The 21,971-nt window shown below is 72.2% G+C and carries 24 protein-coding genes; 9 read left to right on the plus strand and 15 right to left on the minus strand.

Annotated features, from left to right (window positions below):
* Positions 1-52 precede the first annotated feature (52 nt).
* Entirely contained in the window at positions 53-2,371 is a 2,319-nt protein-coding gene (locus tag B5D60_RS05425; protein ID WP_078699204.1) for an MMPL family transporter, read from the plus strand.
* A gap of 105 nt (positions 2,372-2,476) precedes the next feature.
* Entirely contained in the window at positions 2,477-2,851 is a 375-nt protein-coding gene (locus B5D60_RS05430; protein WP_078699205.1) for a hypothetical protein, read from the plus strand.
* A 98-nt stretch (positions 2,852-2,949) separates the two neighbouring features.
* Here B5D60_RS05430 and B5D60_RS05435 read toward each other — a convergent pair whose 3' ends face one another.
* The 9 genes from B5D60_RS05435 to B5D60_RS05475 form a co-directional block, all read right to left on the minus strand.
* Complete coding sequence (locus B5D60_RS05435; protein ID WP_078699206.1) at positions 2,950-3,522, minus strand: RNA polymerase sigma factor; 573 nt, start codon at positions 3,520-3,522, stop codon at positions 2,950-2,952.
* Entirely contained in the window at positions 3,515-4,213 is a 699-nt protein-coding gene (locus B5D60_RS05440) for a hypothetical protein (protein WP_078699207.1), read from the minus strand. The genes B5D60_RS05435 and B5D60_RS05440 overlap by 8 nt, the downstream gene beginning before the upstream one ends.
* A 21-nt stretch (positions 4,214-4,234) precedes the next feature.
* The gene (locus B5D60_RS05445) at positions 4,235-5,551 is read right to left on the minus strand and encodes a lysophospholipid acyltransferase family protein (RefSeq protein WP_153302880.1); all 1,317 of its coding nucleotides are present in this window, start codon (positions 5,549-5,551) and stop codon (positions 4,235-4,237) included.
* Positions 5,548-6,522: an NAD-dependent epimerase/dehydratase family protein gene (locus tag B5D60_RS05450; RefSeq protein ID WP_078699208.1), complete on the minus strand. Its 975-nt coding sequence runs from the start codon at positions 6,520-6,522 to the stop codon at positions 5,548-5,550. Before B5D60_RS05450 ends, B5D60_RS05445 begins: the two co-directional genes overlap by 4 nt.
* 3 nt (positions 6,523-6,525) lie before the next feature.
* Entirely contained in the window at positions 6,526-6,627 is a 102-nt protein-coding gene (locus B5D60_RS05455; protein WP_019143756.1) for a 30S ribosomal protein bS22, read from the minus strand.
* A gap of 128 nt (positions 6,628-6,755) precedes the next feature.
* Complete coding sequence (locus tag B5D60_RS05460; RefSeq protein ID WP_078699209.1) at positions 6,756-6,941, minus strand: helix-turn-helix domain-containing protein; 186 nt, start codon at positions 6,939-6,941, stop codon at positions 6,756-6,758.
* A gap of 210 nt (positions 6,942-7,151) precedes the next feature.
* Positions 7,152-8,327, minus strand: coding sequence for an acetoin utilization protein AcuC (locus B5D60_RS05465; protein ID WP_078701296.1), 1,176 nt, complete (start codon positions 8,325-8,327; stop codon positions 7,152-7,154).
* Positions 8,328-8,332: 5 nt separating this feature from the next.
* Entirely contained in the window at positions 8,333-9,115 is a 783-nt protein-coding gene (gene proC, locus B5D60_RS05470) for a pyrroline-5-carboxylate reductase (protein WP_078699210.1), read from the minus strand.
* Between the two features lie 69 nt (positions 9,116-9,184).
* Positions 9,185-9,742, minus strand: a complete 558-nt coding sequence (locus tag B5D60_RS05475; protein ID WP_078699211.1) for an LOG family protein — start codon at positions 9,740-9,742, stop codon at positions 9,185-9,187.
* 90 nt (positions 9,743-9,832) lie between these two features.
* Between B5D60_RS05475 and B5D60_RS05480 the strand changes: the two genes are divergently transcribed.
* Together B5D60_RS05480 and B5D60_RS05485 are read left to right on the plus strand one after the other, a co-directional pair.
* Positions 9,833-10,783, plus strand: coding sequence for a bile acid:sodium symporter family protein (locus B5D60_RS05480; RefSeq protein WP_231948978.1), 951 nt, complete (start codon positions 9,833-9,835; stop codon positions 10,781-10,783).
* Positions 10,780-11,127, plus strand: coding sequence for a VOC family protein (locus tag B5D60_RS05485; RefSeq protein ID WP_078699212.1), 348 nt, complete (start codon positions 10,780-10,782; stop codon positions 11,125-11,127). The genes B5D60_RS05480 and B5D60_RS05485 overlap by 4 nt, the downstream gene beginning before the upstream one ends.
* Before the next feature lie 6 nt (positions 11,128-11,133).
* Here B5D60_RS05485 and B5D60_RS05490 read toward each other — a convergent pair whose 3' ends face one another.
* From B5D60_RS05490 to B5D60_RS05500, 3 genes are read right to left on the minus strand one after another with little or no spacing between them, the layout of a single operon-like run.
* Positions 11,134-11,922 (minus strand): sugar phosphate isomerase/epimerase family protein, encoded by a 789-nt coding sequence (locus B5D60_RS05490; RefSeq protein ID WP_078699213.1) that lies wholly within the window; start codon positions 11,920-11,922, stop codon positions 11,134-11,136.
* Positions 11,923-11,953: 31 nt separating this feature from the next.
* Complete coding sequence (locus B5D60_RS05495) at positions 11,954-12,865, minus strand: Ppx/GppA phosphatase family protein (RefSeq protein ID WP_078699214.1); 912 nt, start codon at positions 12,863-12,865, stop codon at positions 11,954-11,956.
* A gap of 5 nt (positions 12,866-12,870) precedes the next feature.
* Entirely contained in the window at positions 12,871-14,859 is a 1,989-nt protein-coding gene (locus B5D60_RS05500) for an SGNH hydrolase domain-containing protein (RefSeq protein WP_078699215.1), read from the minus strand.
* A 46-nt stretch (positions 14,860-14,905) separates the two neighbouring features.
* Between B5D60_RS05500 and B5D60_RS05505 the strand changes: the two genes are divergently transcribed.
* From B5D60_RS05505 to disA, 4 genes are read left to right on the plus strand one after another with little or no spacing between them, the layout of a single operon-like run.
* Positions 14,906-15,646: a hypothetical protein gene (locus B5D60_RS05505; RefSeq protein ID WP_078701298.1), complete on the plus strand. Its 741-nt coding sequence runs from the start codon at positions 14,906-14,908 to the stop codon at positions 15,644-15,646.
* Positions 15,647-15,688: 42 nt separating this feature from the next.
* On the plus strand, positions 15,689-16,327 hold the full coding sequence (locus tag B5D60_RS05510) for a VOC family protein (RefSeq protein ID WP_078699216.1): 639 nt from the start codon (positions 15,689-15,691) through the stop codon (positions 16,325-16,327).
* Between the two features lie 38 nt (positions 16,328-16,365).
* A complete protein-coding gene (gene radA, locus B5D60_RS05515; RefSeq protein WP_078699217.1) occupies positions 16,366-17,715 on the plus strand; it encodes a DNA repair protein RadA in 1,350 nt (449 codons plus the stop codon).
* Between the two features lie 40 nt (positions 17,716-17,755).
* Positions 17,756-18,817 carry a DNA integrity scanning diadenylate cyclase DisA gene (gene disA, locus B5D60_RS05520; protein ID WP_078699218.1) on the plus strand — a complete coding sequence of 354 codons (1,062 nt, stop codon included), beginning with the start codon at positions 17,756-17,758 and terminating at the stop codon, positions 18,815-18,817.
* Between the two features lie 18 nt (positions 18,818-18,835).
* Here the strand turns inward: disA and B5D60_RS05525 are convergent, their stop codons facing one another.
* Positions 18,836-19,558: a hypothetical protein gene (locus B5D60_RS05525; protein WP_153302881.1), complete on the minus strand. Its 723-nt coding sequence runs from the start codon at positions 19,556-19,558 to the stop codon at positions 18,836-18,838.
* Positions 19,559-19,604: 46 nt separating this feature from the next.
* Between B5D60_RS05525 and B5D60_RS05530 the strand changes: the two genes are divergently transcribed.
* A complete protein-coding gene (locus tag B5D60_RS05530; protein ID WP_078699220.1) occupies positions 19,605-20,492 on the plus strand; it encodes an HhH-GPD family protein in 888 nt (295 codons plus the stop codon).
* On the opposite strand, the gene B5D60_RS05535 is transcribed toward B5D60_RS05530, so the two are convergent.
* Positions 20,489-21,076: a GrpB family protein gene (locus B5D60_RS05535; protein ID WP_078699221.1), complete on the minus strand. Its 588-nt coding sequence runs from the start codon at positions 21,074-21,076 to the stop codon at positions 20,489-20,491. The two genes, B5D60_RS05530 and B5D60_RS05535, sit on opposite strands and share 4 nt — an antisense overlap.
* A gap of 24 nt (positions 21,077-21,100) precedes the next feature.
* A complete protein-coding gene (locus B5D60_RS05540; protein ID WP_078699222.1) occupies positions 21,101-21,799 on the minus strand; it encodes a TetR/AcrR family transcriptional regulator in 699 nt (232 codons plus the stop codon).
* Between the last annotated feature and the right edge of the window lie 172 nt (positions 21,800-21,971).

Below are 21,971 nucleotides of genomic sequence, written 5' to 3' on the forward strand. Positions count from 1 at the left end.
CACCACCCATCCTACGATGTGAGAGTCATCTATCACTTCGTGAGGAACGCTTGTGTCGACTCTCCTGTACCGCTGGGGCAAGTCCGCCTTCGCCCACCCGTTCCGCTTCCTCGGCGCCTGGCTCGTGCTGCTCGTCGTCATCGTCGGGTCGATCGCGGTCAACGCGCCGAAGCTCAGCAGTGAGGTGACCATCAACGGCGTCCCCGCGCAGGAGGTGCTGGAGCAGCTCGAGCGCGAGATGCCGGCCGCCGCGGGTGGCGCCGGCCAGATCGTCTACCGCGCGCCGGAGGGCACCACCTTCTTCGACGAGGCGTCCGCCGCTCCCCTGGCCCAGTCGATGCAGGGGATCTACGAGGACGACAACGTCGTGAACCCGCTCGACCTCGCCGGCTCGGAGCAGGCGCAGGCCGCCGCGCAGGAGCAGATGGCCGGGCAGGTCCGGGCCGCCCAGCAGGCCATCGCGGCCGCGCAGGCCGGCCGCGAGCTCGACCAGCCCGTGCCGCTCGTCGTCGGCGGCGAGCTGGTGCCCGGTGTGACGATCTCGCCGGACGGCACCGTCGCCATGGCGCAGTTCCAGTTCGCCAAGCAGACGATCGACCTCCCCGCGGGTGCCATCGAGGAGGTCCTCGACCGCGCAGAGGCGCCCCTGGAGGGCACCGACGTGGAGGTCCTGCCCGGGGCCTCGCTGCAGGAGCTGCCCGAAGTGGCCGGAGCCGGCGAGGCCGTCGGCATCGTCGTCGCGGCGATCGTGCTCTTCCTCGTCCTGGGCTCCGTCGTGGCCGCCGGCCTGCCGCTCGCGACCGCACTGCTCGGCGTCGGCGTGGGCGTCGGTGGCGCCTACGCGCTGGGCCACTTCTACGACCTCGGCTCGATGAGCGTCGTGCTCGGTCTCATGCTGGGCCTGGCCGTCGGCATCGACTACGCCCTCTTCATCGTCAACCGGCAGCGCCGCCTCATCATGCGTGAGCGCCTGAGCGCCCACGAGGCCACCGGTCGCGCGGTCGGCACCGCCGGCAGTGCCGTGTTCTTCGCCGGCACCACCGTCGTCATCGCCCTCGCGGCGCTCACGGTCATCGGCATCAGCCTCCTGACGACGATGGCGATCATCGCCACCGCGACCGTGGCCGTGGCCGTCCTCGTGGCGCTCACCGCCCTGCCGGCCCTGCTGGGCCTGGTCAACGAGCGGATCGTGTCGGCCAAGGCGCGCGAGAAGTTCGAGGAGCGCGAGGCCGCCGGCGTCGACCACGCCACCGCACGCCGCTGGGCGACCTTCCTGTCCAAGCACCGCTTCATCGCCTCGGGCGCCGTCATCCTGACGACCCTCGTCATCGCGATCCCCGCGCTCGACATGCGCCTGGGCCTGCCCTCGAGCGAGAACTACAACTCCGGCACCGACCAGCGCGAGAGCTACGAGACGGTCAGCGAGGCGTTCGGCGAGGGACTCAACGGTCCCCTGCTCGTGGTGCTGTCGTCACGCGACGACCAGCCCGTCGACCAGGAGGCCGCGGGCGCCGTCCTGGCCGAGCTCGGCCAGGTGAAGGACGTCGCCTCGGCGTCGGCCGCCGGCATGAGCGAGGACGGCCGCACGGTGCTCGTCTCGCTGATCCCTCGTGAGGGCCCGACCGATCCGTCCACCGAGACGCTCGTGCACGCCCTGCGCGACGCGTCGACCGAGTTCGAGGCGACATACGCCATCGACCTCGGCGTGACCGGCCAGACCGCCATGGGCATCGACATCGCCGAGAAGATGAGCGAGGTCATGCCGATCTACCTGGGCATCGTCGTGCTGCTGTCGCTCATCGTCCTGACGATCGTGTTCCGCTCGATCATCGTGCCGCTCAAGGCCACGGCGGGCTTCCTGCTGACGATCCTGGCCACGCTCGGCGCCACCACCGCCGTGTTCCAGTGGGGCTGGCTGAACGGCCTCTTCGGGCTCGACTCGACCGGCCCGGTGATGGCGATGCTCCCGATCCTGGTCACGGGCATCGCCTACGGCCTGGCGATGGACTACCAGGTGTTCCTGGTGTCGTCGATGCGCGAGTCGTGGGTCCACGGCCACAGCGGCCGCGAGTCGGTGATCGACGGATTCGCCCACTCCAGCCGTGTGGTCGTCGCCGCCGCGGTCATCATGACGGCCGTGTTCGCCGGCTTCATCTTCAACGGCGACCCGATGATCAAGCAGATCGGCTTCGCCCTGGCGGTCGCGATCGCGATCGACGCGTTCCTCGTGCGCATGACGCTCGTGCCCGCGCTGATGGCGATGTTCGGCGACCGCGCCTGGCGCCTGCCGGCATGGCTCGACCGCCTGCTCCCCGACCTGGACATCGAGGGCGACCAGCTGCTCAAGCGCCTCGGCGCGAAGGACTCCTGAGCCGGAGGGCGAACTTTTCTCGGCGCGCATGTAACACGGGGGCGCCCCCGTGACATGTGAGAGGTGTCAGCAGTCCACGGACTGCCCCACACCTGAGGAGATCACATGAAGAACAGCGCACGCATCGGCGCGCTCGCCGCGGGCCTCGCCCTCTCGCTGGGCCCCCTCACGGCTCCCGCGCAGGCCGACGCTCCGACCAAGGAGCCTTGCGCGACCCAGACCACCCAGGTCGCCCGCGCCGAGGCGCAGCTGGCGAAGGTGAACGCCGTGTTCGCCAAGAAGCAGGCGAAGGTCAAGAAGGCCAAGAAGGCCGTCGTCCAGGCCGACACGCGCGCCGAGAAGCGTCAGGCCGTGAAGAAGCTGAAGGTGGCCAAGGAGCGTCGCACCAAGGTCGTCAAGATCAAGAAGGCCCAGGTGCAGCGCGTCGCCAAGGCGAAGGCCCGCCTGGCCAAGTGCCTGGCGAGCCAGCCCACCACCTGATCGTCCCCCCGGACTCGCCTGCGGATCTGCTGCGCGGGCGTGGGAGGCCGGCCCGCCCCAATCCCCCGGGGCGGGCCGGTTCATCCGTCGGTGCGGGTTCAGATCCCGGGCGCCACGTCCGGGATCGCCTCGAGGGAGGCCCGCACCGACGAACCTCCTGCGAGCCGGCGCAGGCCGCGGTGCCGTGCCACGCGCAGCGCGACCGCGCTGATGCCCAGCACCTCCGCGGCCGTGCGCGGATCCATGCCGAGTCCGTCCACGAGGCCCACGGCCGCGCGCTCGCGGGGCGGCAGGCCCGCCAGGACGGCACGGAGCCACTCCTGGTGGGCGACGTCAGGGCCGTGGTCGGGAACCGGCTCGAGCGCCAGCTCCTCCCCCTCGGTCGGACGGGTGTTGCGACGCTGCCACGTGCGTCGCGAGGTGGCGCTGATCCGGCGCGCGATGCCGAAGATCCAACCGCCGAAGTCGGACGACGTGCCCTCGAACTCCGCGACCTTGCTGGCGGCGACGAACCAGGCCTCGGCCGCGACGTCCTCGGGCGCGGCCGCGGAGTCGCCGGTGGGCCGGGTGCGCAGCCACGCGACCAGCCGGCCCGCGTGCTCGACGTAGAGCGCGCGCCACGCCTCCTGCTCGCCGCGCTTGGCCGCTGAGACGAGGGCGTCGTCAGTCATCGTCGGCCCCCGCTCCCCGGCCCTGCGGCTCCTCGGGTGCCGACTTCCCCTCGGCACGCTCGGCGCCCTGGCCGCGCTCCCGGTCCTGCTCCTGCTCCTGCGACGAGCCGCCGTTGCCGCGGTCCTGCTTCTCCTTCTGCTTCTCCTGCCCGAGGTGCTGGCCGTTCTCGCCCTTGTCCTCGCTGCGCGTCTCGCCCTGCCCCCGGTCCTTCTGCTGGCCGGGTGCCTGGTCCTGGCCCTGGTCCTTGCCCTTCGCGGGCGCGTCGGCGTCCGGGGAGCCGGTACCGGAACCCGCCTCGTCGTCGCGGGCCGGTGAGCCGGTCTCGCGACGGAGGGGCGCTGCGGGCTCGACCGCGCCGCCGTCGGACCCCGCGCCCTCGTCGGCGTCGCCAGCGGGGGCACCACCCTGCTCACCCCGTGGAGCCGGCGGGTCAGGCGTCACCACGGACTCGCGCAAAGGCGACGACGGCAGGCCGGGGACCTCGATCGCGCCGACCGCCCAGGCCCCACCCACGGAGACGGCGCTGATGCCCAGGAACGCCGCGACAGCCACGACGACGCGGTGCCGGCGTCGCGAGGCCGCGGCGGTGACGCTGCTCGTGCGGGCCGCCTCGGCCAGTTGCTGGACGAGGTGGTCCGGCGGCTCGAGCGTCGGTGCGTCTAGCCGGAGGTCGGGGCGTCCGTACGACATCAGGGCTCCTGACGGGACAGGTCAGACGAAGGGATTGCCGCGCTCGACCAGCAAGGAGTACAGCGTCTGCTGGATCGTCTCGCGGACCTGGTCGGTGACGTTGAACAGCAGCATCGGGTCGTCGGCCGACTCGGGTGGGTAGGCGTCGGTGCGCACCGGCTCACCGAACTCGATGATCCACTTGCTCGGCAGCGGGATCAGCCCGAGCGGGCCGAGCAGCGGGAAGAACGGCGTGATGGGGATGTACGGCAGCCCCAGCAGCCGGGCGAGCGAGGGGATGTTGCCGATCAGCGGGTAGATCTCCTCGGCACCGACGATCGACACCGGGATGATCGGCACCTGCGCGCGCATCGCGGACGAGACGAACCCGCCGCGACCGAAGCGCTGCAGCTTGTAGCGCTCGCTGAACGGCTTGCCCACGCCCTTGAAGCCCTCGGGCCACACCGCGGCGAGCTCACCGGAGGTCAGCAGCCGCTCGGCGTCCTCGGCGCACGCGAGGGTGGCGCCCATCTTGCGCGCGATCTGGCCGACGTAGGGCAGCCGGAACACGAGATCGGCGCCGAGCGGACGGATCGGCCGGCCCGTGTGCTTGCGCACGGCGTAGCCGGTGATCAGTCCGTCGACCGGCACGGTGCCTGAGTGGTTCGCCACCAGCAGGGCGCCACCGTCGGTGGGGATGTTCTCGACACCGCGCACCTCGAGGCGGAACCAGCTCTCGGCCAGCGGCTCGACGAGGTGGGTCAGCAGGTCGAGCACCTCGGGGTCGAGGCCGAACTCGTCCACCTCGTAGCCGCCCGAGAGCCGGCGGCGCAGGTTGCCGACGATGTCGACGATCTTCACCTGCCAGTCGGTGCCCATCAGCCGGCGAGCTCCCTCGGCGAAGGCCGCGGCCACGTCCTCGGGGTCGATGTCGGCCGTGGCCTCGCGGGGCGGCTCCTGACGGGGAGCCTCGTCCTCGGGCACGGCGTGCAGGTGGCGCTCGCGCTGGGGACCCGGTGCGGTCTCCTCGGGCTCGACCGTGGGCTGCCGCGGCGGATCCGCCGGCTTCTTCGCGGCCGGCGCCTTCTTCGTCGTCTTCTTCGCCGCCTTCTTGGCGGGGCTGGTGGCGGCGCTCTTGGCGGCGGCGGAGGTGGCCGCCTCGGCCTGGGCGGCCGAGGTGGGCTTGGTGCCCGAGCCCGCCTTCTTGGCAGCGGACTTCCTGGCCGGTGTCGCCTTCTTCGCCGCGGCCTTCTTGGCGGCGGGCCCGGCGAGCGTGCGTGCGGCTCGCGAGGGCGACGTGGAGCCGTTGCCGCGACCCGCGCGTCCCGAGGTGCCGATGCCCTTGAGGTCGTCCTTCATCCCGTGATCCCCCATGAGTGCAGCAGGCCCGGGCGCGCCGTCTCGGCGTACCACTCGAAGGTCTCGCGCGTCGTGTGCCGGGGACTGTAGCCGAAGATCTCGTGCAGGGCGGTGGTGTCCAGCACCCGGCCGTACGTCAGCAGGCGGTGGACGCCCGGCGACACGTCCGAGCCCATGTAGTGCACCATCCGGCGCAGCACCGAGCCGAAGCCCAGCGGCGGCAGCGGAATCGTGGGCTTGCCCATGATCCGGGCCGCCTGGGTGAGCATGAGGATGCCGTCGCCCGCCACGTTGAAGGTGCCCGGCCGGTCGGACAGCGCGGCCATGGCAACGACCTCGAGTGCGTCCTGGGGGTGCAGCAGCTGCAACCGGGCGTCGAAGCCCATGGGGACCGGCAGCACGGGGTTGGAGAAGTACATTCCCAGCACGGTGGGGAAGTGCGGCGAGAGCCACTGCGCCATGCGCAGCGTGGTGACCGTGACGTCGGGGCGACGGCGCGCGAAGCCGCGCGTGTAGCCCTCGACCTCGACGATGTCCTTGGCGAAGCCGGACTTCGTGCCGCCGCGTGCCGTGGCGGACTCGGTGAACACCGCGGGATCGCGCGGAGACGCGCCGTACACGGCAGCACTGCTGGCGAGCACGACGCGCTGGACGGTGTCGGAACGCTGGCACGCGGCGAGCACCTGCATCGTGCCGATGACGTTGATCTCCTTGGTGGCACTGCCGCCCCCGCGCGATCGCATCGGCGCCAGGTCCATGTGGACCACGGTGTCGACGTCCTCGACGGCAAGAACCTTGGAGATGACCGGCGTGCGGATGTCCGCACGCACGAATTTGACTGACCCGAGATCGTCGGTGGGCAAGGTCGTGTCGACTGCGACGACCCTGGCATCACCAGCTTCAGCGATGCGCCTCGCGGCGAGAGCCACGCCCGGCGTGGCCGCGCCCGTGACGAGGACGACCCCGGTCATTGGTCACTTGCCCAGACGGCGGCGCTGCACGCGTGTGCGCTTCAGCATCTTGCGGTGCTTCTTCTTCGACATCCGCTTGCGGCGCTTCTTGATGACAGAACCCACGACTCACCTCGATCTGATCTTTCACACAGGACAGACCAACCCTAGGCGATCGCACCCCGCATGCACACAGCGGTGGGCAGTGGAACGTCAGCGACCGTCGGTCCGCCCCCCGCGGACCTCGGGCCGGATCAGCCGGCTTGGTAGAACGACTTCTGCAGCAGCTCCTCGACCGCGTGCTCAGGCACACGGAAGGAACGGCCGACACGCACGGCTTCGAGCTCGCCGGAATGCACGAGCCGGTACACCGTCATCTTCGAGACACGGATCTGGTCCGCGACCTCGGCAACGGTCATGAAGCGGGTTCCCTCAGACATCTCACACCATCCTCCCAGGGGCACGCGCGCTCTCCGGCTTCCCCACCGGAGAGTGAGCGCGCGTGCTTGGTGTGAAGCGTAGTGGCAGAAGGGTCACCTGGGAACGAAAAATTTGAAACTCATGGCCGTCTGGCGTACCGTCCGCGCTCGACCCGCTCCATGTGTACCGCGACCGTACCCCTAAACCGGCAGTTACGCCGGGGGTTTCGGTCAGTACGAGGGGTCGAGGCCGATCAGCGGAAAAGTCTCGGTGCGGGTCGCCTGGATCGATCGGTCGAGCCACGAGGCGGGGTCGTACCCGTCCTCCCAGCGCCGGTAGAGCGCTCGCCGGCCGTCGGTCATCCGCGTGGGCGCGGGCTGACCGCGCAGCTCCTCCACGGCCCGCCGCCACGCCTCGGGCGTCTCGGTCTCGGGGGGAAGCGGGTGCCCGCTGACGATCGACAGCAGGTGGCCCCACGCGCGCGGCACGACGTCGACCACGGCGTAGCCGCCCCCGCCCGTGGCGAGCCACCTGCCCGCGGTGACCTCCTCGGCCAGGTCGCGGACCGCGAGGTAGGACGCGCGCTGGCCGTCGACGCTCAGCATCAGGTTGGTCAGCGGGTCGTCCATGTGAGAGTCGCAGCCGTGCTGGCTGACGATCACCTCGGGCGCGAACTCGCGGACGATCGGCGGGACCACGGCATGGAAGGCGCGGAGCCAGCCGGCGTCGGAGGTACCGGGCGGCAGCGGGACGTTGACCGCCGAGCCCTCGGCGCCCTCGGCCCCAACCTCGGTGGAGTAGCCCGTGCCGGGGAACAGGGTCTGCGGCGACTCGTGCAACGAGATCGTGAGCACCCGCGGGTCGTGGTAGAAGATCGCCTGCACCCCGTCGCCGTGGTGGGCGTCGACGTCGATGTAGACGATCTTCTGCGCGCCGTGGTCCAGCATCCACTGGATGCCCATCGCGACGTCGTTGTAGACGCAGAAGCCGCTCGCGCGGCCGGGCATCGCGTGGTGCAGGCCGCCGCTCACGTTGATCGCCCGCTTGCGCTCGCCCGTCCAGACCAGGCGCGCGGCCTCCAGGCTCGCTCCGGCGATGAGGGCGCTGGCGTCGTGCATCCCGCGGAAGACCGGGTTGTCCTCGGTGCCGAGCCCGTGGGCGGCGTCGGTGTGCGTCGGGTGCTTGCTCAGGTTGACCACGCGCTCGACGTAGTCGGGCGTGTGGACGCTGAGCAGCTCGCGCTCGGTGGCGGGCCGGGCGCCCACGACGTCGAGGTCCTCCAGGACCCCCAGCTCCTCGGCGAGCGCCATGGTCAGCTTGACCCGGATCGGCGCCATCGGGTGCGAGGGCCCGAAGTCGTAGTCGGTGAGGTGCTCGTCGAACACCACCGCGGCGCGATCGTCCATGCCCGTCACCCTAGTTCCGCCGAACGGGCGATCGCGGCGAGAACGCCGGCCCGGATCCCCTCGCCCACCCCGTGCTGGTCGAAGGTGGTGATCGCGGCGTGCGTGGTGCCGTTCGGCGAGGTCACCCGGCGGCGCAACTCCTCGGGCGACTCGTCCGAGCCGGCCAGCAGCTCGGCCGCGCCGACGAGCGTCTGCACGGTCAGCGTGCGGGCGTCCTGGGGGTCGAGTCCGCCCTCGACCCCGGCGGCGATCATGTGCTCGGCGAGGTGGAACAGGTAGGCCGGTCCCGATCCGGAGACCGCGGTGACCGCGTCCTGGTGGGACTCGTCGACCACGACGACCTCGCCGCCGGCGCCGAGCAGGTCGACCACGGCCTCGAGCCGATCCGCGGGCACCCGGCTCCCTGGCGAGACGCCGAACATCCCGCGCCCGATGACGGCCGGCGTGTTCGGCATCGCGCGGACGACGCCGACGGTTTCGGGCAGCGCGGCCTCGATCGTGGCGTTGCGCACGCCGGCCGCCAGCGAGACCACGGTGGCACCGGCGTCGACCGAGGCGGCGAGCTGCGGCAGCACCGTTGCGACGTCCTGGGGCTTCACGACGAGCAGGATCACGTCGGCACCGGCGACCGCGGCGACGTCCTCGGCGCTGGCATGCCCCTGGCCCTCCAGCTCGGCCCGGCGCTCGGCACTGCGCTCGATCACGACGATGTCGTCGTGGCCCGCGCGGGCCATCGCCTCGGCCAGCGTGCCACCCATGACCCCGCCACCGACGACCGCGATCCTCATGGGATCGAGGGTAGTTCCCCCCGGGCCGGCGCCGGTCCCGACCCTGCTCTCAGGCGTGACCCGCGTCTCTCACGCGTCGATCCCCAGGACCGCGAGCGCCTCCTCGACGGACCGGACGATCGTGAACAGCTCCTCGTCACGCGGACCGATGAAGCCCTCGGCCGCGCCGTGCGAGACGATCTCGCGCAGTGGCCCGTAGTAGCCCTCGGTGTCGACCACGACGATCGGCTTGTCGTGGAAGCCCAGCTGGCGCCACGTCAGGATCTCGAAGAACTCCTCGTACGTGCCGAGCCCACCCGGCAGGACGACGAACGCGTCCGACAGCTGGTGCATCAGCGCCTTCCGCTCGTGCATCGTCTCCACGACGTGCATGTCGGGATCGCCGCGATGGCCGCCCTCGCGCTCGAGCAGCGACTGGGGGATGACGCCGACGACGCGGCCGCCGCCCTCGCGCGCGGCACGCGATGCCGCGCCCATGATGCCGATCCCGCCGCCGCCGAACACCAGGTCGACGCCGGCGCCGGCCAGCGCGGCACCGAGCTGCTCGGCCGCGGCGAGGTACTCGGGACGGGCTCCGTCGCGCGCTCCGCAGAACACGCAGACGGCGCCGATGGTGGTCTCACTCATGGAAGTCACGGTGCCAGTGTGGGACGAACCGCACGTGACCGGGCGGCAACCGGCGGGCGACGGCGTGCCGACCGGGCCTATCGTGGCCCGGTGCGCATCGATCCCTTCGTGCTGATGATCCTGGGCCTGGCCGGCCTCGGGATCGTCCTGCCCGCGCAGGGCGTCGTGCTCGACGTGGTGTCGGTGCTGGTGCAGGTGGGCATCGTCGCGCTGTTCTTCCTCTACGGGGCGCGCCTGTCGACCGCCGAGGTGGTGCACGGCCTGACCGCGTGGCGGGTGCACGCCGTGATCGTGGCGGTGACGTTCGTGGTCTTCCCCCTGATGGGACTGGCCCTGTCCCCGCTGGCGCCCTCGGTGATCTCGCAGCAGCTGCTCGCCGCGCTCGTGTTCGTGTGCCTCGTCCCCTCCACGGTGCAGTCGTCCGTCGCGTTCACGTCGATCGCCGGCGGCGACCGCGCGATCGCCGTGGTCGCGGCATCGACGTCGAGCCTGCTCGGCGTCTTCCTCACGCCCCTGCTGGTCGCGCTCGTGCTCGGGGGCGACGTCACGGTGGACGCGGAGTCCGTCCTGCGGATCGTCGGCCTGCTGCTCGTGCCCTTCCTCGCGGGGCAGGTCGCGCGCCGGTGGCTGCGGCCGTGGCTGATGCGCCACGAGATGGGGTTGCGCCGCTTCGACCGCTCGACCGTGCTGCTCGTGGTCTACGCCGGCTTCAGCCGGGGAACGAACGCCGACGTGTGGAGCGTGCTCGACTGGGGCGACGGCGCCGTCGTGGGCGCGGTGTGCGTCGGCCTGTTGGCCGTCTCGTCGGTGCTGTGCTGGGTGGCCGGGCGACGCTTCGGGCGGGGCGCCCGGATCGCGATCTACTTCTGCGGGACGAACAAGTCGCTCGCGGCGGGCCTGCCGATGGCCAGCGTGCTGTTCTCCGCGACCACGTTCCCGCTGATGATCCTGCCGCTCATGGTCTATCACCAGCTCCAGCTGATCGTCGGCTCGCTCATCGCCACCAGACTGTCGGGGCACGGTCGTAGCGTGAATCCATGACTGTCACTCCAGCGATGATCACGTGCGACACGACCGACGCCACGGCGTTGGCCACCTGGTGGGCCGAGCAGACCGGCGGCACCATCACCGAGGAGAACGACGGCTGGTACGTCATCGTCTCCGTTCCCGACAGCCCCACGCTGGCCTTCCAGAAGGTGGAGGACCCCACGCCGGGCAAGAACCGCCTGCACCTCGACGTGCTCACCGACGACCTCGACGCCGAGGTCGCCCGGCTGCGCGAGGCGGGCGCCGGGCTGGTCGCCGAGCGCGGCGACGAGAACTTCCGGTGGGTCACGCTCACCGATCCGGCCGGCAACGAGTTCTGCGTCGCCCAGCGGTCCTGATCCGGCTCAGACGGGCGTCGGCGCCAGGTGCAGCCGCGCGTAGGCCAGCGCCTCCAGCAGGTCGGCGTCGCGGTCGGCGGCCTTGCGGGTGTTGACCTCCACCACGACGTGACCGGTGAAGCCCCGGTCCGCGAGGTGGCCCAGCAGCTTGTCGCACCCCTGCGTGCCCCGGCCGGGGATGAGGTGCTCGTCCTTCATCGACCCCGACCCGTCGGCGAGGTGGATGTGCGTCAGGCGCTCGCCCAGGTCGTCGATGAGCCGCATCGAGTCGATCCGCGAGGTGGCGCTGTGCGAGAAGTCGACCGTGACGTTCTCGTACTCGAAGGGCACCGGGTCCCACCCCGGCGCGTAGGCCTGGAACTCGCGCTTGCCCGAGCGCCACGGATACATGTTCTCCACGGCGAAGGCCACGTCGTACTCGTCCTCGAGCCGGGCGATCCCGTCGACGAACCCGCGCGCGTACTCGCGCTGCCAGCGGAACGGCGGGTGCACCACCACGGTGTCGGCGCCGACGTCGAGCGCCATCTCGGCGCTGCGGTGCAGCTTGCCCCACGGGTCGGTGCCCCACACGCGCTGGGTCACCAGCAGGCAGGGCGCGTGGATCGAGACCACGGGGATGGCGTGCGACGACGCCAGGGCCTTGATGGCGGTGGTGTCGGCGCTGACGTCGTCGAGGCCCACCATCACCTCGACCCCGTCGTAGCCCAGCCGCGCCGCGGTCGCGAAGCCGGCTGCCGTGCCCTCGGGGTAGACCGACGACGTGGACAGCGAGACCATCGGCTGGCTCGAGCGCATGCTCACGCCTCCCAGCCTAGAGCGGTCCTGGTCACAAGTGGTCCAAGTACTCGATCAGCACACCCTCGCGCAGCGCCCACGGACAGATGAGCAGCTCCTCGAGGCCGAAGAGCTCCATGGTCGCCTCCGCCACCACCGCGCCCGCTCGCATCTGGTGCGCACGCAGGGCGGAGACGCCCGGCATCGCGGCGATCTGCTCGTCGGACGCGACCCGCAGCTCCTGGGCCAGGTCGACGAGGTCACGGTGCCGGAGCGTGCGGCGCACGTAGGGTCCCTCGCCCGACGGCGCCGCCCCGCACATCCTCGCCAGCGAGCGGAAGGTCTTGCTGGTCGCGACGGCGCGATCGAACGGCCCGCCACGCAGCAGTGGGCCCGCGACGGCACCGATCTCGCGCCGCACCTCGCGACGCATGGCGTCGTGGTCGAGGCCCTGGTCGAGCCACTCCCGGGTCAGCCGGCCGGCGCCGAGCGGCAGCGACGTCGCGGTGTCGGGCGTCTCGTCCGACCCGACCGCCAGCTCGAGCGAGCCGCCGCCGATGTCGAACACGCCCAACCGGCCGGACGACCAGCCGAACCAGCGACGCACCGCGAGGAACGTCAGCCGCGCCTCGTCGTCGCCGGGAAGGATCTGCAGCTGCGTGCCGCTGGCCTCGGCGACGCGGGCGATCACCTCGTCGGCGTTGCCCGCCTCGCGCACCGCGGAGGTGGCGAACGCCAGCACGCGCTCGGCGCCCTTGTCCTCGGCCTGGGAGCCCGCCTCGACCACGTACTTGGCGAGCCGGTCGATGCCCTCGCCGGTGAGGTGGCCCTCGGCGTCGAGGTTCTCCGCGAGCCGCAGCGGCTCGCTGAAGGAGTGGGCCGGCACCGGGGGTCCGCCGCGAAACGCGTCGACGATGAGCAGGTGCCCCGTGTTGGAGCCGATGTCGAGGACGCCGATGCGCATGGGTCTCAGTCTGACATCGAGGCGACGGCCTGCGCAGCGGTCCGCCGCGGCTCGAACACGCCGGTGCGCGCGATCTCGCGGTAGAGGACCGGCGCCAGGGTGGCCGAGTACGTCGCCGAGACGTGGTTGTAGTCGCGGTAGACGTTGACCCCGCCGATCACCGCCGGGCACCGCCCGTCCACGCAGAACAGGGGCATCGTGTCGACGAAGTGGGCACCCTCGAGCTGCTCGGCCGCCGGCTCGAAGGGATCGAACTCCGGCACGAGGTCCTCGACCGGGACGTCGCACTTCGACCAGTCGCGCGAGTCGAGCTCGGTCAGACAGTCCAGCGTGTCCTCCCGCAGCCGGGGGTTGTCGCGCAGGGCCACGACCGGCACGCCCGCCTCGACCACCGGCTTCCAGGCCTCCACGTGACTGGCCACCTGGCGGGGCTTCGGGCCCTTCATCCGGCCGTTGTACGCGGTCGTGACGACGACGTCGTAGTCACGGACATGGTCCTCGAGCCAGTCCGCCAGCCGTGCGCGCCACACGTCGCACCTCGGTCCGCGCTCGGTGTCCTTGCGGTCCAGGACCGGCAGGGTGCTCCACCCGCAGCTGGCCTTCGCCGCGGCGTCCACCTCGACCACGCCGCGCTCGTCGAGCCGGCGGAACGCCCCCAGCAGCACGCGGGCGTGGGAGTCGCCCAGCACGAGCACGCGGGGCACGTCGGGATCCGGGCTCGCGTCCTCGCCCAGCTGGCAGACGTCGAGGTCGGCGTCGTCCGGGACGGACCAGCAGTCGAGGTAGGACTCGAAGTCCCACCGTGCCCGGTTCAACGGCGGACGGATGACGCCGTCGAGCTCGGGGTTGGCGCAGTCGCGACCCTCGCTCACGGCGGCCATCGTCATCGCGCCGAGGCAGGCGGGCAGGTCGGCCGTCATCACGCTCTCGACCCGCGCGACGTCGCTCTCGATGGCCTCCACCCGGTCGATGCCGGGCACGGTGACCAGGAACGCCGCGAGCACCGAGGCGGCCGCCACGGCGACCCAGACTCCCCCGCGATCGACGAGGGCGCGGACGGCGGCGACCAGACCCACCGTGGCGACGGCGGCGGCGCCCACCACGAGCAGGAGAGCGCCACGGTCGCGCAGGCCGAGGTCGCGGCCCAACACCTCAGGCGCGAGGCGCAGCGCGGGTCCGGCCCAGCACAGGCCGGCCCACGCGACGGCGCCGAACCACGCGGCCACCCGCGGGCCGAGGAGCACGGCGGGCGAACCCGGGGCGGGGCCGCTCAGGACCAGGACGAGGCCGACCACGGCGCCCGTGACGGTGGCCAGGACCCCGCCCGAGCCGAGGACGGCGATGCACGGCACGGCGAAGGTCGTGAGCCAGGCGACGAGGGCGAGATCGCGCCGCTCGACCGCCTCGGCCGGGCCTGCCATCGCGAGCGAGACGAGCACGCCGAGTCCGACCGGCCAGAACCTCGTCCCGAGGTGGGCGGCCGGGTCGAAGGCCCACCAGGCGAAGGAGGCGACCGACAGGACCAGCACGATGAGGCCGAGCCCGCTCGCCAGCCGGCCCGCGACCCATCGGAGCACGAGGACCAGCACGGCCGACTGCACCAGCAGGGCGACGATCCAGAAGAGGGCGACGGGCGACTCGGCGTCGACCCCGCGGATGTTGGTGGCCGCGAAGGCCGCCTCGCGGATGTCGCGCAGCACCGGCTCCCACTCGCCGAGGTCGAGCCAGCGCTGCACGGCCAGGCCCGTGGCCACCAGGACGAGCAACGGAGGGACGAGCAGGCGCAGGCCGGCGCCGAGGGCGGGCCCGAGCGGGCGCCGCCGCTCCACGAGCAGCGCGTGCCCCAGCAGGGCGCCGGCTGCGACCAGCAGGATCTCGGTGGCCGCTGCCGCACCCGGCAGGCGACCGGGCCAGTACAGGCCGAGCACGACCAGCGCCGAGGCGGCGCCCGCGATCGTGCACCACGCAGTGGTGGCTCGTCCCCCGGTCGTCACGTTCGTCAACCCTACGTGGCGCCGCCAGGTGACCTACTGTGTGACCGTGCCCGAGGTCGACCTGGGATTCCCCCGCTCCTTCGTGGAGTTCGCGAACCCTGACGACGCCACCGAGGTCTTCCGCTGCGACCTCACGTGGCTCACGTCGCGGTGGACCTGCATCTTCGGCGCGGGCTGCCCCGGGATCTACGCGAATGCCCCCGACTCCGGCTGCTGCACGCTGGGGGCGCACTTCAGCGACGAGGACGACCACGCCCGGGTCGCCGGCTTCGTGGATCGCCTCGACCCCACCGAGTGGGAGCTGCACGACCTGGGACACCGGGACGGATGGACCGAGCGCGACGAGGACGGCGAGCTCAAGACGCGCGTCGCGGACGGCGCCTGCATCTTCCACAACTCCCGCGACTTCCCCGGCGGCTACGGCTGCGCGCTCCACGCCCACGCACTGGCCACCGGCCTCGAGCCCCACACGACGAAGCCCGACGTGTGCTGGCAGCTGCCCCTGCGACGGCAGTTCCGCGAGGTCGACCCGGGCGACGGCTCCTCCTACACCGAGGTCAGCATCGGTGAGTACACCCGCGCCGGCTGGGGCCCGGGCGGAGCCGACCTCGACTGGTACTGCTCGTCGAACACCGAGGCCCACGTGGCCGCCGATCCGGTCTACGTGGGCAATCGCGCCGAGCTGACCGCGCTCATGGGCGAGGCGGGCTACGCCGAGCTCGTACTGCACTGCGAGCGCTTCGTCGCGGCGGGGCGGCCCGTGCCGCACCCCGCGGACCGAAGGTGACCCTGACTGCGACGCCGATCACATGGCGGGCAACAATGCCGTATGCACCTCGATCATCTGTCGTTCGCAGTCGGACCGGCCGGTCTCATCGAGACCACGACCGAGCTGAGTGAGAAGTTCGGCTCCGTGTTCCAGGCCGGCGGCATCCACCCCCGCTTCGGCACCAACAACATGATCCTGCCGCTCAAGAACCGCCAGTACCTCGAGGTCGTCGAGGCGCTCGAGCACCCCGCCTCCGACAAGGCGCCCTTCGGCCAGGCCGTCAAAGCGCGCTCCGAGCTCGGTGGCGGCTGGATGGGCTGGTGCGTGTCGGTCGACGACATCGCGCCCGTGGAGCACCGCATCGGCCGTCACGCCGTGCCGGGCAACCGCCATCGTCCCGACGGCTACAACCTGACGTGGAAGCAGATCGGCGTCCACGGCATGCGCGCCGATCCGCAGCTGCCCTTCGTCACCTGCTGGGACATCCCGGCCGAGGAGCACCCCTCGCAGATGGCCGAGTCCGAGATCGCGCTCGTCGGGCTGGAGATCGCCGGCAGCCCCGAGCGCCTCGCCGACTGGCTGGGCGAGCCGGCCGTCGGCGCCCTCGAGCAGATCGAGGTCCGGTGGGTCGCCCCGAACGGTCTTCCCGGCATCCTCGCGGCGGAGTTCGAGACGCCCGGCGGGATCGTCCGCATCTGACCCCGCGGTCTGTCGGACCTCGCGTCTAGGCTCCTTCCATGCCACCGAAGACCGCCTCCGCGTTCGCCTGCTCCGAGTGCGGCTGGACCACCGCCAAGTGGGTCGGCCGCTGCGGCGAGTGCCAGGCCTGGGGCACCGTCGACGTCGTCGGCGGCAGCTCGCGCAACGGCCGCACGGCCGCCGGTCCGGTCTCCAGCCCCGCCGTCCCGATCGCCCAGGTCACCGCCACCGAGGCGGCGTCCGTGGGCTCGGGGATCCCCGAGCTCGATCGCGTCCTCGGCGGCGGGGTGGTCTCGGGCGCCGTCATGCTGATGGCGGGCGAGCCCGGCGTCGGCAAGTCCACGCTGCTGCTCGAGGTGGCCGCCCGGTGGGCCAGGGCCGGCCGCCGCACGCTCTACGTCTCGGGCGAGGAGTCCGCCGCCCAGGTCCGGCTGCGCGCCGAGCGCACCGGTGCCCTCGCCGACGAGCTCTTCCTCGCCGCCGAGACCGATCTGGGCGGCCTGCTCACCCACATCGACGCGGTCAAGCCCAGCCTGCTGATCGTCGACTCGGTCCAGACCATCGGCTCGGCCTCGATCGAGGGCGTCCCCGGCGGCGTCACCCAGGTGCGCGAGGTCGCCGCCACGGTGATCGGGCGCGCCAAGGCCGAGGGCATCGCCACCCTCCTGGTCGGCCACGTCACCAAGGACGGCTCCGTCGCCGGTCCCCGTGTCCTGGAGCACCTCGTCGACGTCGTGCTCCAGTTCGAGGGCGACCGCACCAGCCGGCTGCGCCTGCTGCGCGCCACCAAGAACCGGTTCGGTCCGGTCGACGAGATCGGCTGCTTCGACCTCGTCGACGCCGGCATCGTCGAGGTGCCCGACCCCACGGGGCTGTTCGTCTCGCGCCACGAGTCGCCCGTCCCGGGCACGTGCGTCACGGTCACGATGGAGGGCCGCCGGCCCCTGCTGGCCGAGGTCCAGGCCCTCACCGTCGCCGCCACCACGCCGTCGCCCCGGCGCTCCTCCAGCGGCCTGGACTCGTCCCGGGTCGCGATGCTGCTGGCGGTGCTGAGCAAGACCGGCGTCTCGCTGGGCAACCAGGACGTCTACACCGCCTCGGTCGGCGGCGCCCGCCTGCACGAGCCGTCGGTCGACCTGGCCGTCGCGCTCGCCGTGATCTCGGCTGCCGGTGGATCGCCGCTGCCCGGCGGCCTCGTCGCCATCGGCGAGGTCGGGCTCGCCGGCGAGGTCCGCCCGGTGCGCGGTCTCGAGGCCCGGCTGCGCGAGGCCGCGCGGATCGGCTTCACCCACGCGATCGTCCCGACCGGCACCGAGAACCTCGACCGGGTGGGCCTGAAGGTGCTGCGAACCGGTGATCTGGCCGCCGCGCTCCGGGCGCTGCCCTAGGATGAGGCGACCACGTCCATGACCGAGAGCGGGGGATGTCGTGCCGGTTCCGGACCTCAGGGCCACACTCACCTCCGTCGCGCCCGGAACGGCGCTGCGTGAGGGACTCGAGCGCATCATGCGCGGGCGCACCGGCGCCCTGATCGTGATCGGCCAGGACCGGATCGTCGACTCGATCTCCACGGGCGGCTTCGCCCTCGACGTGCCCTTCACCGCCACCGGCGTGCGCGAGCTGGCGAAGATGGACGGCGCGATCATCCTGGACTCCTCCGCCACCCGGATCATGCGGGCCGCCGTGCACCTCATGCCCGACCCGTCGATCCCCACCACCGAGTCCGGCACCCGCCACCGCACCGCCGAGCGCGTGGCCCGCCAGACCGGCGTCCCGGTGATCTCCGTGTCGGCGTCGATGCACACGATCGCGCTCTACCAGGACGACCAGCGCTACGTCCTCGAGGAGCCCACGGTCGTCGTCAGCCGCGCCAACCAGGCCCTCCAGACGCTCGAGCGGTACCGCACCCGCCTCGACGAGGTGTCCGACGCACTGTCGGCGCTCGAGGTCGAGGACCTCGTCACCGTCCGCGACGTCACCGCCGTGGCCCAGCGTCTCGAGATGGTGCGACGCATCTCCGACGAGATCGAGATGTACGTCCTCGAGCTCGGCTCCGACGGTCGCCTGCTGTCGCTGCAGCTCAACGAGCTCGTCGGCGGCGTCGACTCCGAGCGCACCCTCGTGGTGCGCGACTATCTGCCCGCCGGCGCCGACGACCAGGTGATCAAGGTCCTCGACGAGCTGGCCGCGCTGGAGTCGCAGGAGGTGCTCGACCTGGGCATCGTCGCCTCAGCGCTGCAGATCGGCGACGGCAACTCGCTCGACGCCTCCGTCTCACCGCACGGCTACCGGCTGCTCGCGCGCATCCCGCGCCTGCCCGGCTCGGTGGTGGAGCGGCTCATCACGCACTTCGGCACCCTGCAGCGGCTGCTGGGCGCCAGCCTCGACGACCTCCAGGCCGTCGAAGGTGTGGGCGACCTGCGCGCCCGCGGCGTGCGCGACGGCCTGTCCCGCCTCGCCGAGTCCAGCATCCTCGAGCGCTACGTCTGAGCCGACTGCCGCCTGACGTCAGTCCGTCCCGGCGGTCGAGCTGGCCTTGGGTCGCGTCGGCGTGGGCTTCGGCGTCGGCTTCTTCGCGGGCGCCGCGGTGGCCTTCGTCTCGGGCGTCTCCGGTGCGCGGCGGGCGAGCTTGAACGTGGCCTCGCCCGGCTCGCCGCCGTAGGTGCCGATCTTGAGCGTGTAGGTGCCCGGGGGCGCGAAGCCCTCGCTGCTGCCGCAGCCCGATCCCGATCCGCGACCGTTCCACTCGACGGGAGCGACGGTGCTCCAGCCGGCGGGCACGGCGACGGCCTCGTCGAAGAAGGCGGCCCGGCACACCGACGAGTCGTAGATCGGCGCGCGCTGGGTGTCGACCACGGCGAGCAGCTCGCTCGCGCTGGGCCGGAAGGTGCACGCGGTGCCGTCGAGCGCGGTCAGCATCAGGTCGATCCTGACCGGGCCGCCGGCGAACTGGCCGCCGGGAACCGAGGGGACGATCCTCACGTTGTCGGGCTCGCAGGGCTTCGCGTCGGTCTCGATCGCCACCGCCACCTGGTCGGTGGGTGCGGCCGTGGCCGGGGCGGTGCTGGCGGTCGGGGTGGGGGTGGGCTCGGTGGCGGCGGTGTCCTTCGCGTCGTCGCCACGGGTCCCGCCGACGACCTGGACGACGCCCCACGCGATGGCCAGGAGCGCGGCGAGGACGAGCAGCCTCCGCCGCCAGTAGACGTCGCGTCCGACCCGCCCGTTGCTCACCGCTCCACGTTATCCGCACGGTGCGGCGTGAAAGGATCGACGCGCCATGCCTGCGACCACTCCCCCGCCCGCCGAGCTGCACCGGCGCGTCATCGACTGGTACGACACGCATCGCCGCACGCTGCCGTGGCGCGAGGATCCTGGTCCCTGGCGCGTGATGGTCTCGGAGTTCATGCTGCAGCAGACCCCCGTGGTGCGGGTGCTTCCGGTCTTCGAGGCGTGGCTCGAGCGGTGGCCCACGCCGGCCGACCTGGCGGCGGCTCCGTCGGGTGAGGCCGTGCGCGCGTGGGGCCGGCTCGGCTACCCGCGCCGCGCGCTGCGCCTGCACGCGGCCGCGACGGCGATCGTCGAGAGCCACGACGGCGCGGTGCCGAGCACCTACGACGAGCTGCTCACGCTGCCGGGCGTCGGCGACTACACCGCCGCCGCCATCGCGTCGTTCGCCTACGGGCGGCGGGCGGTGGTGCTCGACACCAACGTGCGGCGGGTGTTCGCCCGGGTCGTGTCCGGGGTGCAGTACCCGTCCCAGGGCGTGCTGAGGGCCGAGCGCGACCTGGCGGCCTCCCTGCTGCCCGAGGACGACGCGGTCGCCGCCGCCTGGGCGGCGGCGACGATGGAGCTGGGGGCGGTGGTCTGCACGGCCCGCGCGCCCCGCTGCGAGGCGTGCCCCGTCGCCGACGTGTGCCGGTGGCGCGCGGCCGGCCATCCCCCGCACGACGGTCCACCTCGGCGCGGCCAGGCGTGGCACGGCACCGACCGCCAGTGCCGCGGCGCGCTGATGGCCGTGGTCCGCGACGCCGACGGACCCGTCGCGCCCGAGCTCGTCGCCGCGGCCTGGTCCGACACGGCCCAACGGGAGCGCTGCCTCGACTCGCTCCTCGACGACGGCCTGCTCGACCTCACCGACGACGGCCGCGTCACCCTGCCCGGCTAGGGCACGGAGGCCTCGATCGCGCGGACGAGGATCTCCCGCAGGACCTGCTGCTTGTGCGCGTTGTACTCCATGACGTGTCCACCGGCCGCCGATGCCGCGCGCTTCGCCTCGGCGTAGCGTCGCCGGTCCGCGGGATGCGCCCGGAGCCAGTCGCGGAAGATCCGCTGCCGGGCCGGCTCCTGTGCCGCGGGCCCGAACACGTGCACGTTCGCGCGCGGCTCGGCCGAGCGCAGCATCCGGTGCCCCTCCCACCACGGCTCGCGCACCGCCAGCACGAGCCCGGCCGACTCCAGCGCCGGCACGTAGGCGGCCTCGTCGTCGGCGTCCGGCACGATCACGGAGACGTCCACGATCGGCTTGGCGGGCAGGTCGGGCACGGAGGTCGAGCCGACGTGCTCGACCAGGAGCGCCGTTGCACCGATCGCGTCGACGATCCGCGACCGCAGCCGTTCGAAGTCCTCCACCCATCGCGGGTCGGGCTCCGCGATCGTCAGGTCACGCCCCGGACCGAACCCCTCGACCCACGGGCTCAGGCCCTCGGGAACGGCAGGCGCGGTGAGGTCCAGCAGGCGGGCGCGGTCCACGTCGTCGACCGTAGCGCGACGGGGTCAGGCGGGACCTTTGTAGCGAGCAAGACCCAGTGCATTGGCCCACAGCTCGGTGACGACGTCGAGCAGCTGGTCGAGATCGATGTCCGAGTTCAGGGCGATCGCGCGATGGGCCATCCGGCTGACCATGGCATTCAGGGCCAGGGCGATGAGCCACGGGTCCAGGTCGGGATTCACGAGTCCGCGCTCCTGGAACTCCCGGATCCGGCGGGCGTTGCGCCGGCCGAAGAGGTCACCTCGCACGACGCGCATCTCGGCGAAGCCCGGGTCGACCGTGGACGCCTGCTCGAACGCGACCATCAGGCCCGCGTTGCGCTGGTAGGACTCGAAGTAGGCCTGGTGAGCGGCGCGGATGGTGCTGATCGGGTCGGTCTCGACGTCCCGCAGCCGGCCGACGCCCGGGCGCATCATGTCGGCGAGGACGTCGTTGACGACCGCCGCCATGACCTCCTCCTTGCCGGTGAAGTAGGTGTAGAACGTGCCGGTCGAGCAGCCGGCCTCGACGGTGATGTCGGTGAGCCGCGCCCCGATGTACCCGTCGCGCGCGAACACCACCTTGGCCGCGGCGATCAGGGAAGCGCGCGTCCGGAGACCACGCTCGGTCGTGGGGACCTCCTTGACCACCGACGGGTGCTTGAGCAGCGGCTCGTCGAAGGTGGCCGCGGAGCCGTCCCCAACGACGCCGGCGTCGTCGTCCATGGAGACCTCCCCGTCACAGGTTGGCGCGCGAAATCTCCCCATATCCTACGAGTCGAGCGGCGGCCGTCGGCCCCAGGCGGGGCCGACCAGGTCTCGCGACGCCACCGGTCCCGTGGAGCGCACGCCCCGAGCGTGCGCAGTGCCGGATTTCGCACCATGGGCCTCGATGGAC

Origin of the sequence: Aeromicrobium choanae, assembly GCF_900167475.1 — a bacterium.
Classification (GTDB): Bacteria; Actinomycetota; Actinomycetes; order Propionibacteriales; family Nocardioidaceae; genus Aeromicrobium; species Aeromicrobium choanae.

Excerpts from the sequence above, each read along its gene's own strand:
- B5D60_RS05490 (WP_078699213.1), bottom strand. The coding sequence starts at position 11,922 with ATGCGCTCGAGCCAGCCGATGGTCTCGCTGTCCACGTCGTCGGTCTAC.
- B5D60_RS05445 (WP_153302880.1), bottom strand. The coding sequence starts at position 5,551 with ATGAAGGACGACCTCAAGGGCATCGGCACCTCGGGACGCGCGGGTCGC.
- B5D60_RS05435 (WP_078699206.1), bottom strand. The coding sequence starts at position 3,522 with ATGACTGACGACGCCCTCGTCTCAGCGGCCAAGCGCGGCGAGCAGGAG.
- B5D60_RS05440 (WP_078699207.1), bottom strand. The coding sequence starts at position 4,213 with ATGTCGTACGGACGCCCCGACCTCCGGCTAGACGCACCGACGCTCGAG.
- B5D60_RS05450 (WP_078699208.1), bottom strand. The coding sequence starts at position 6,522 with ATGACCGGGGTCGTCCTCGTCACGGGCGCGGCCACGCCGGGCGTGGCT.
- B5D60_RS05495 (WP_078699214.1), bottom strand. The coding sequence starts at position 12,865 with ATGCGCATCGGCGTCCTCGACATCGGCTCCAACACGGGGCACCTGCTC.
- B5D60_RS05540 (WP_078699222.1), bottom strand. The coding sequence starts at position 21,799 with ATGGACGACGACGCCGGCGTCGTTGGGGACGGCTCCGCGGCCACCTTC.
- B5D60_RS05485 (WP_078699212.1), top strand. The coding sequence starts at position 10,780 with ATGACTGTCACTCCAGCGATGATCACGTGCGACACGACCGACGCCACG.
- B5D60_RS05510 (WP_078699216.1), top strand. The coding sequence starts at position 15,689 with ATGCACCTCGATCATCTGTCGTTCGCAGTCGGACCGGCCGGTCTCATC.
- B5D60_RS05430 (WP_078699205.1), top strand. The coding sequence starts at position 2,477 with ATGAAGAACAGCGCACGCATCGGCGCGCTCGCCGCGGGCCTCGCCCTC.
- B5D60_RS05530 (WP_078699220.1), top strand. The coding sequence starts at position 19,605 with ATGCCTGCGACCACTCCCCCGCCCGCCGAGCTGCACCGGCGCGTCATC.
- B5D60_RS05475 (WP_078699211.1), bottom strand. The coding sequence starts at position 9,742 with ATGAGTGAGACCACCATCGGCGCCGTCTGCGTGTTCTGCGGAGCGCGC.
- B5D60_RS05465 (WP_078701296.1), bottom strand. The coding sequence starts at position 8,327 with ATGGACGATCGCGCCGCGGTGGTGTTCGACGAGCACCTCACCGACTAC.
- proC (WP_078699210.1), bottom strand. The coding sequence starts at position 9,115 with ATGAGGATCGCGGTCGTCGGTGGCGGGGTCATGGGTGGCACGCTGGCC.
- B5D60_RS05460 (WP_078699209.1), bottom strand. The coding sequence starts at position 6,941 with ATGTCTGAGGGAACCCGCTTCATGACCGTTGCCGAGGTCGCGGACCAG.
- radA (WP_078699217.1), top strand. The coding sequence starts at position 16,366 with ATGCCACCGAAGACCGCCTCCGCGTTCGCCTGCTCCGAGTGCGGCTGG.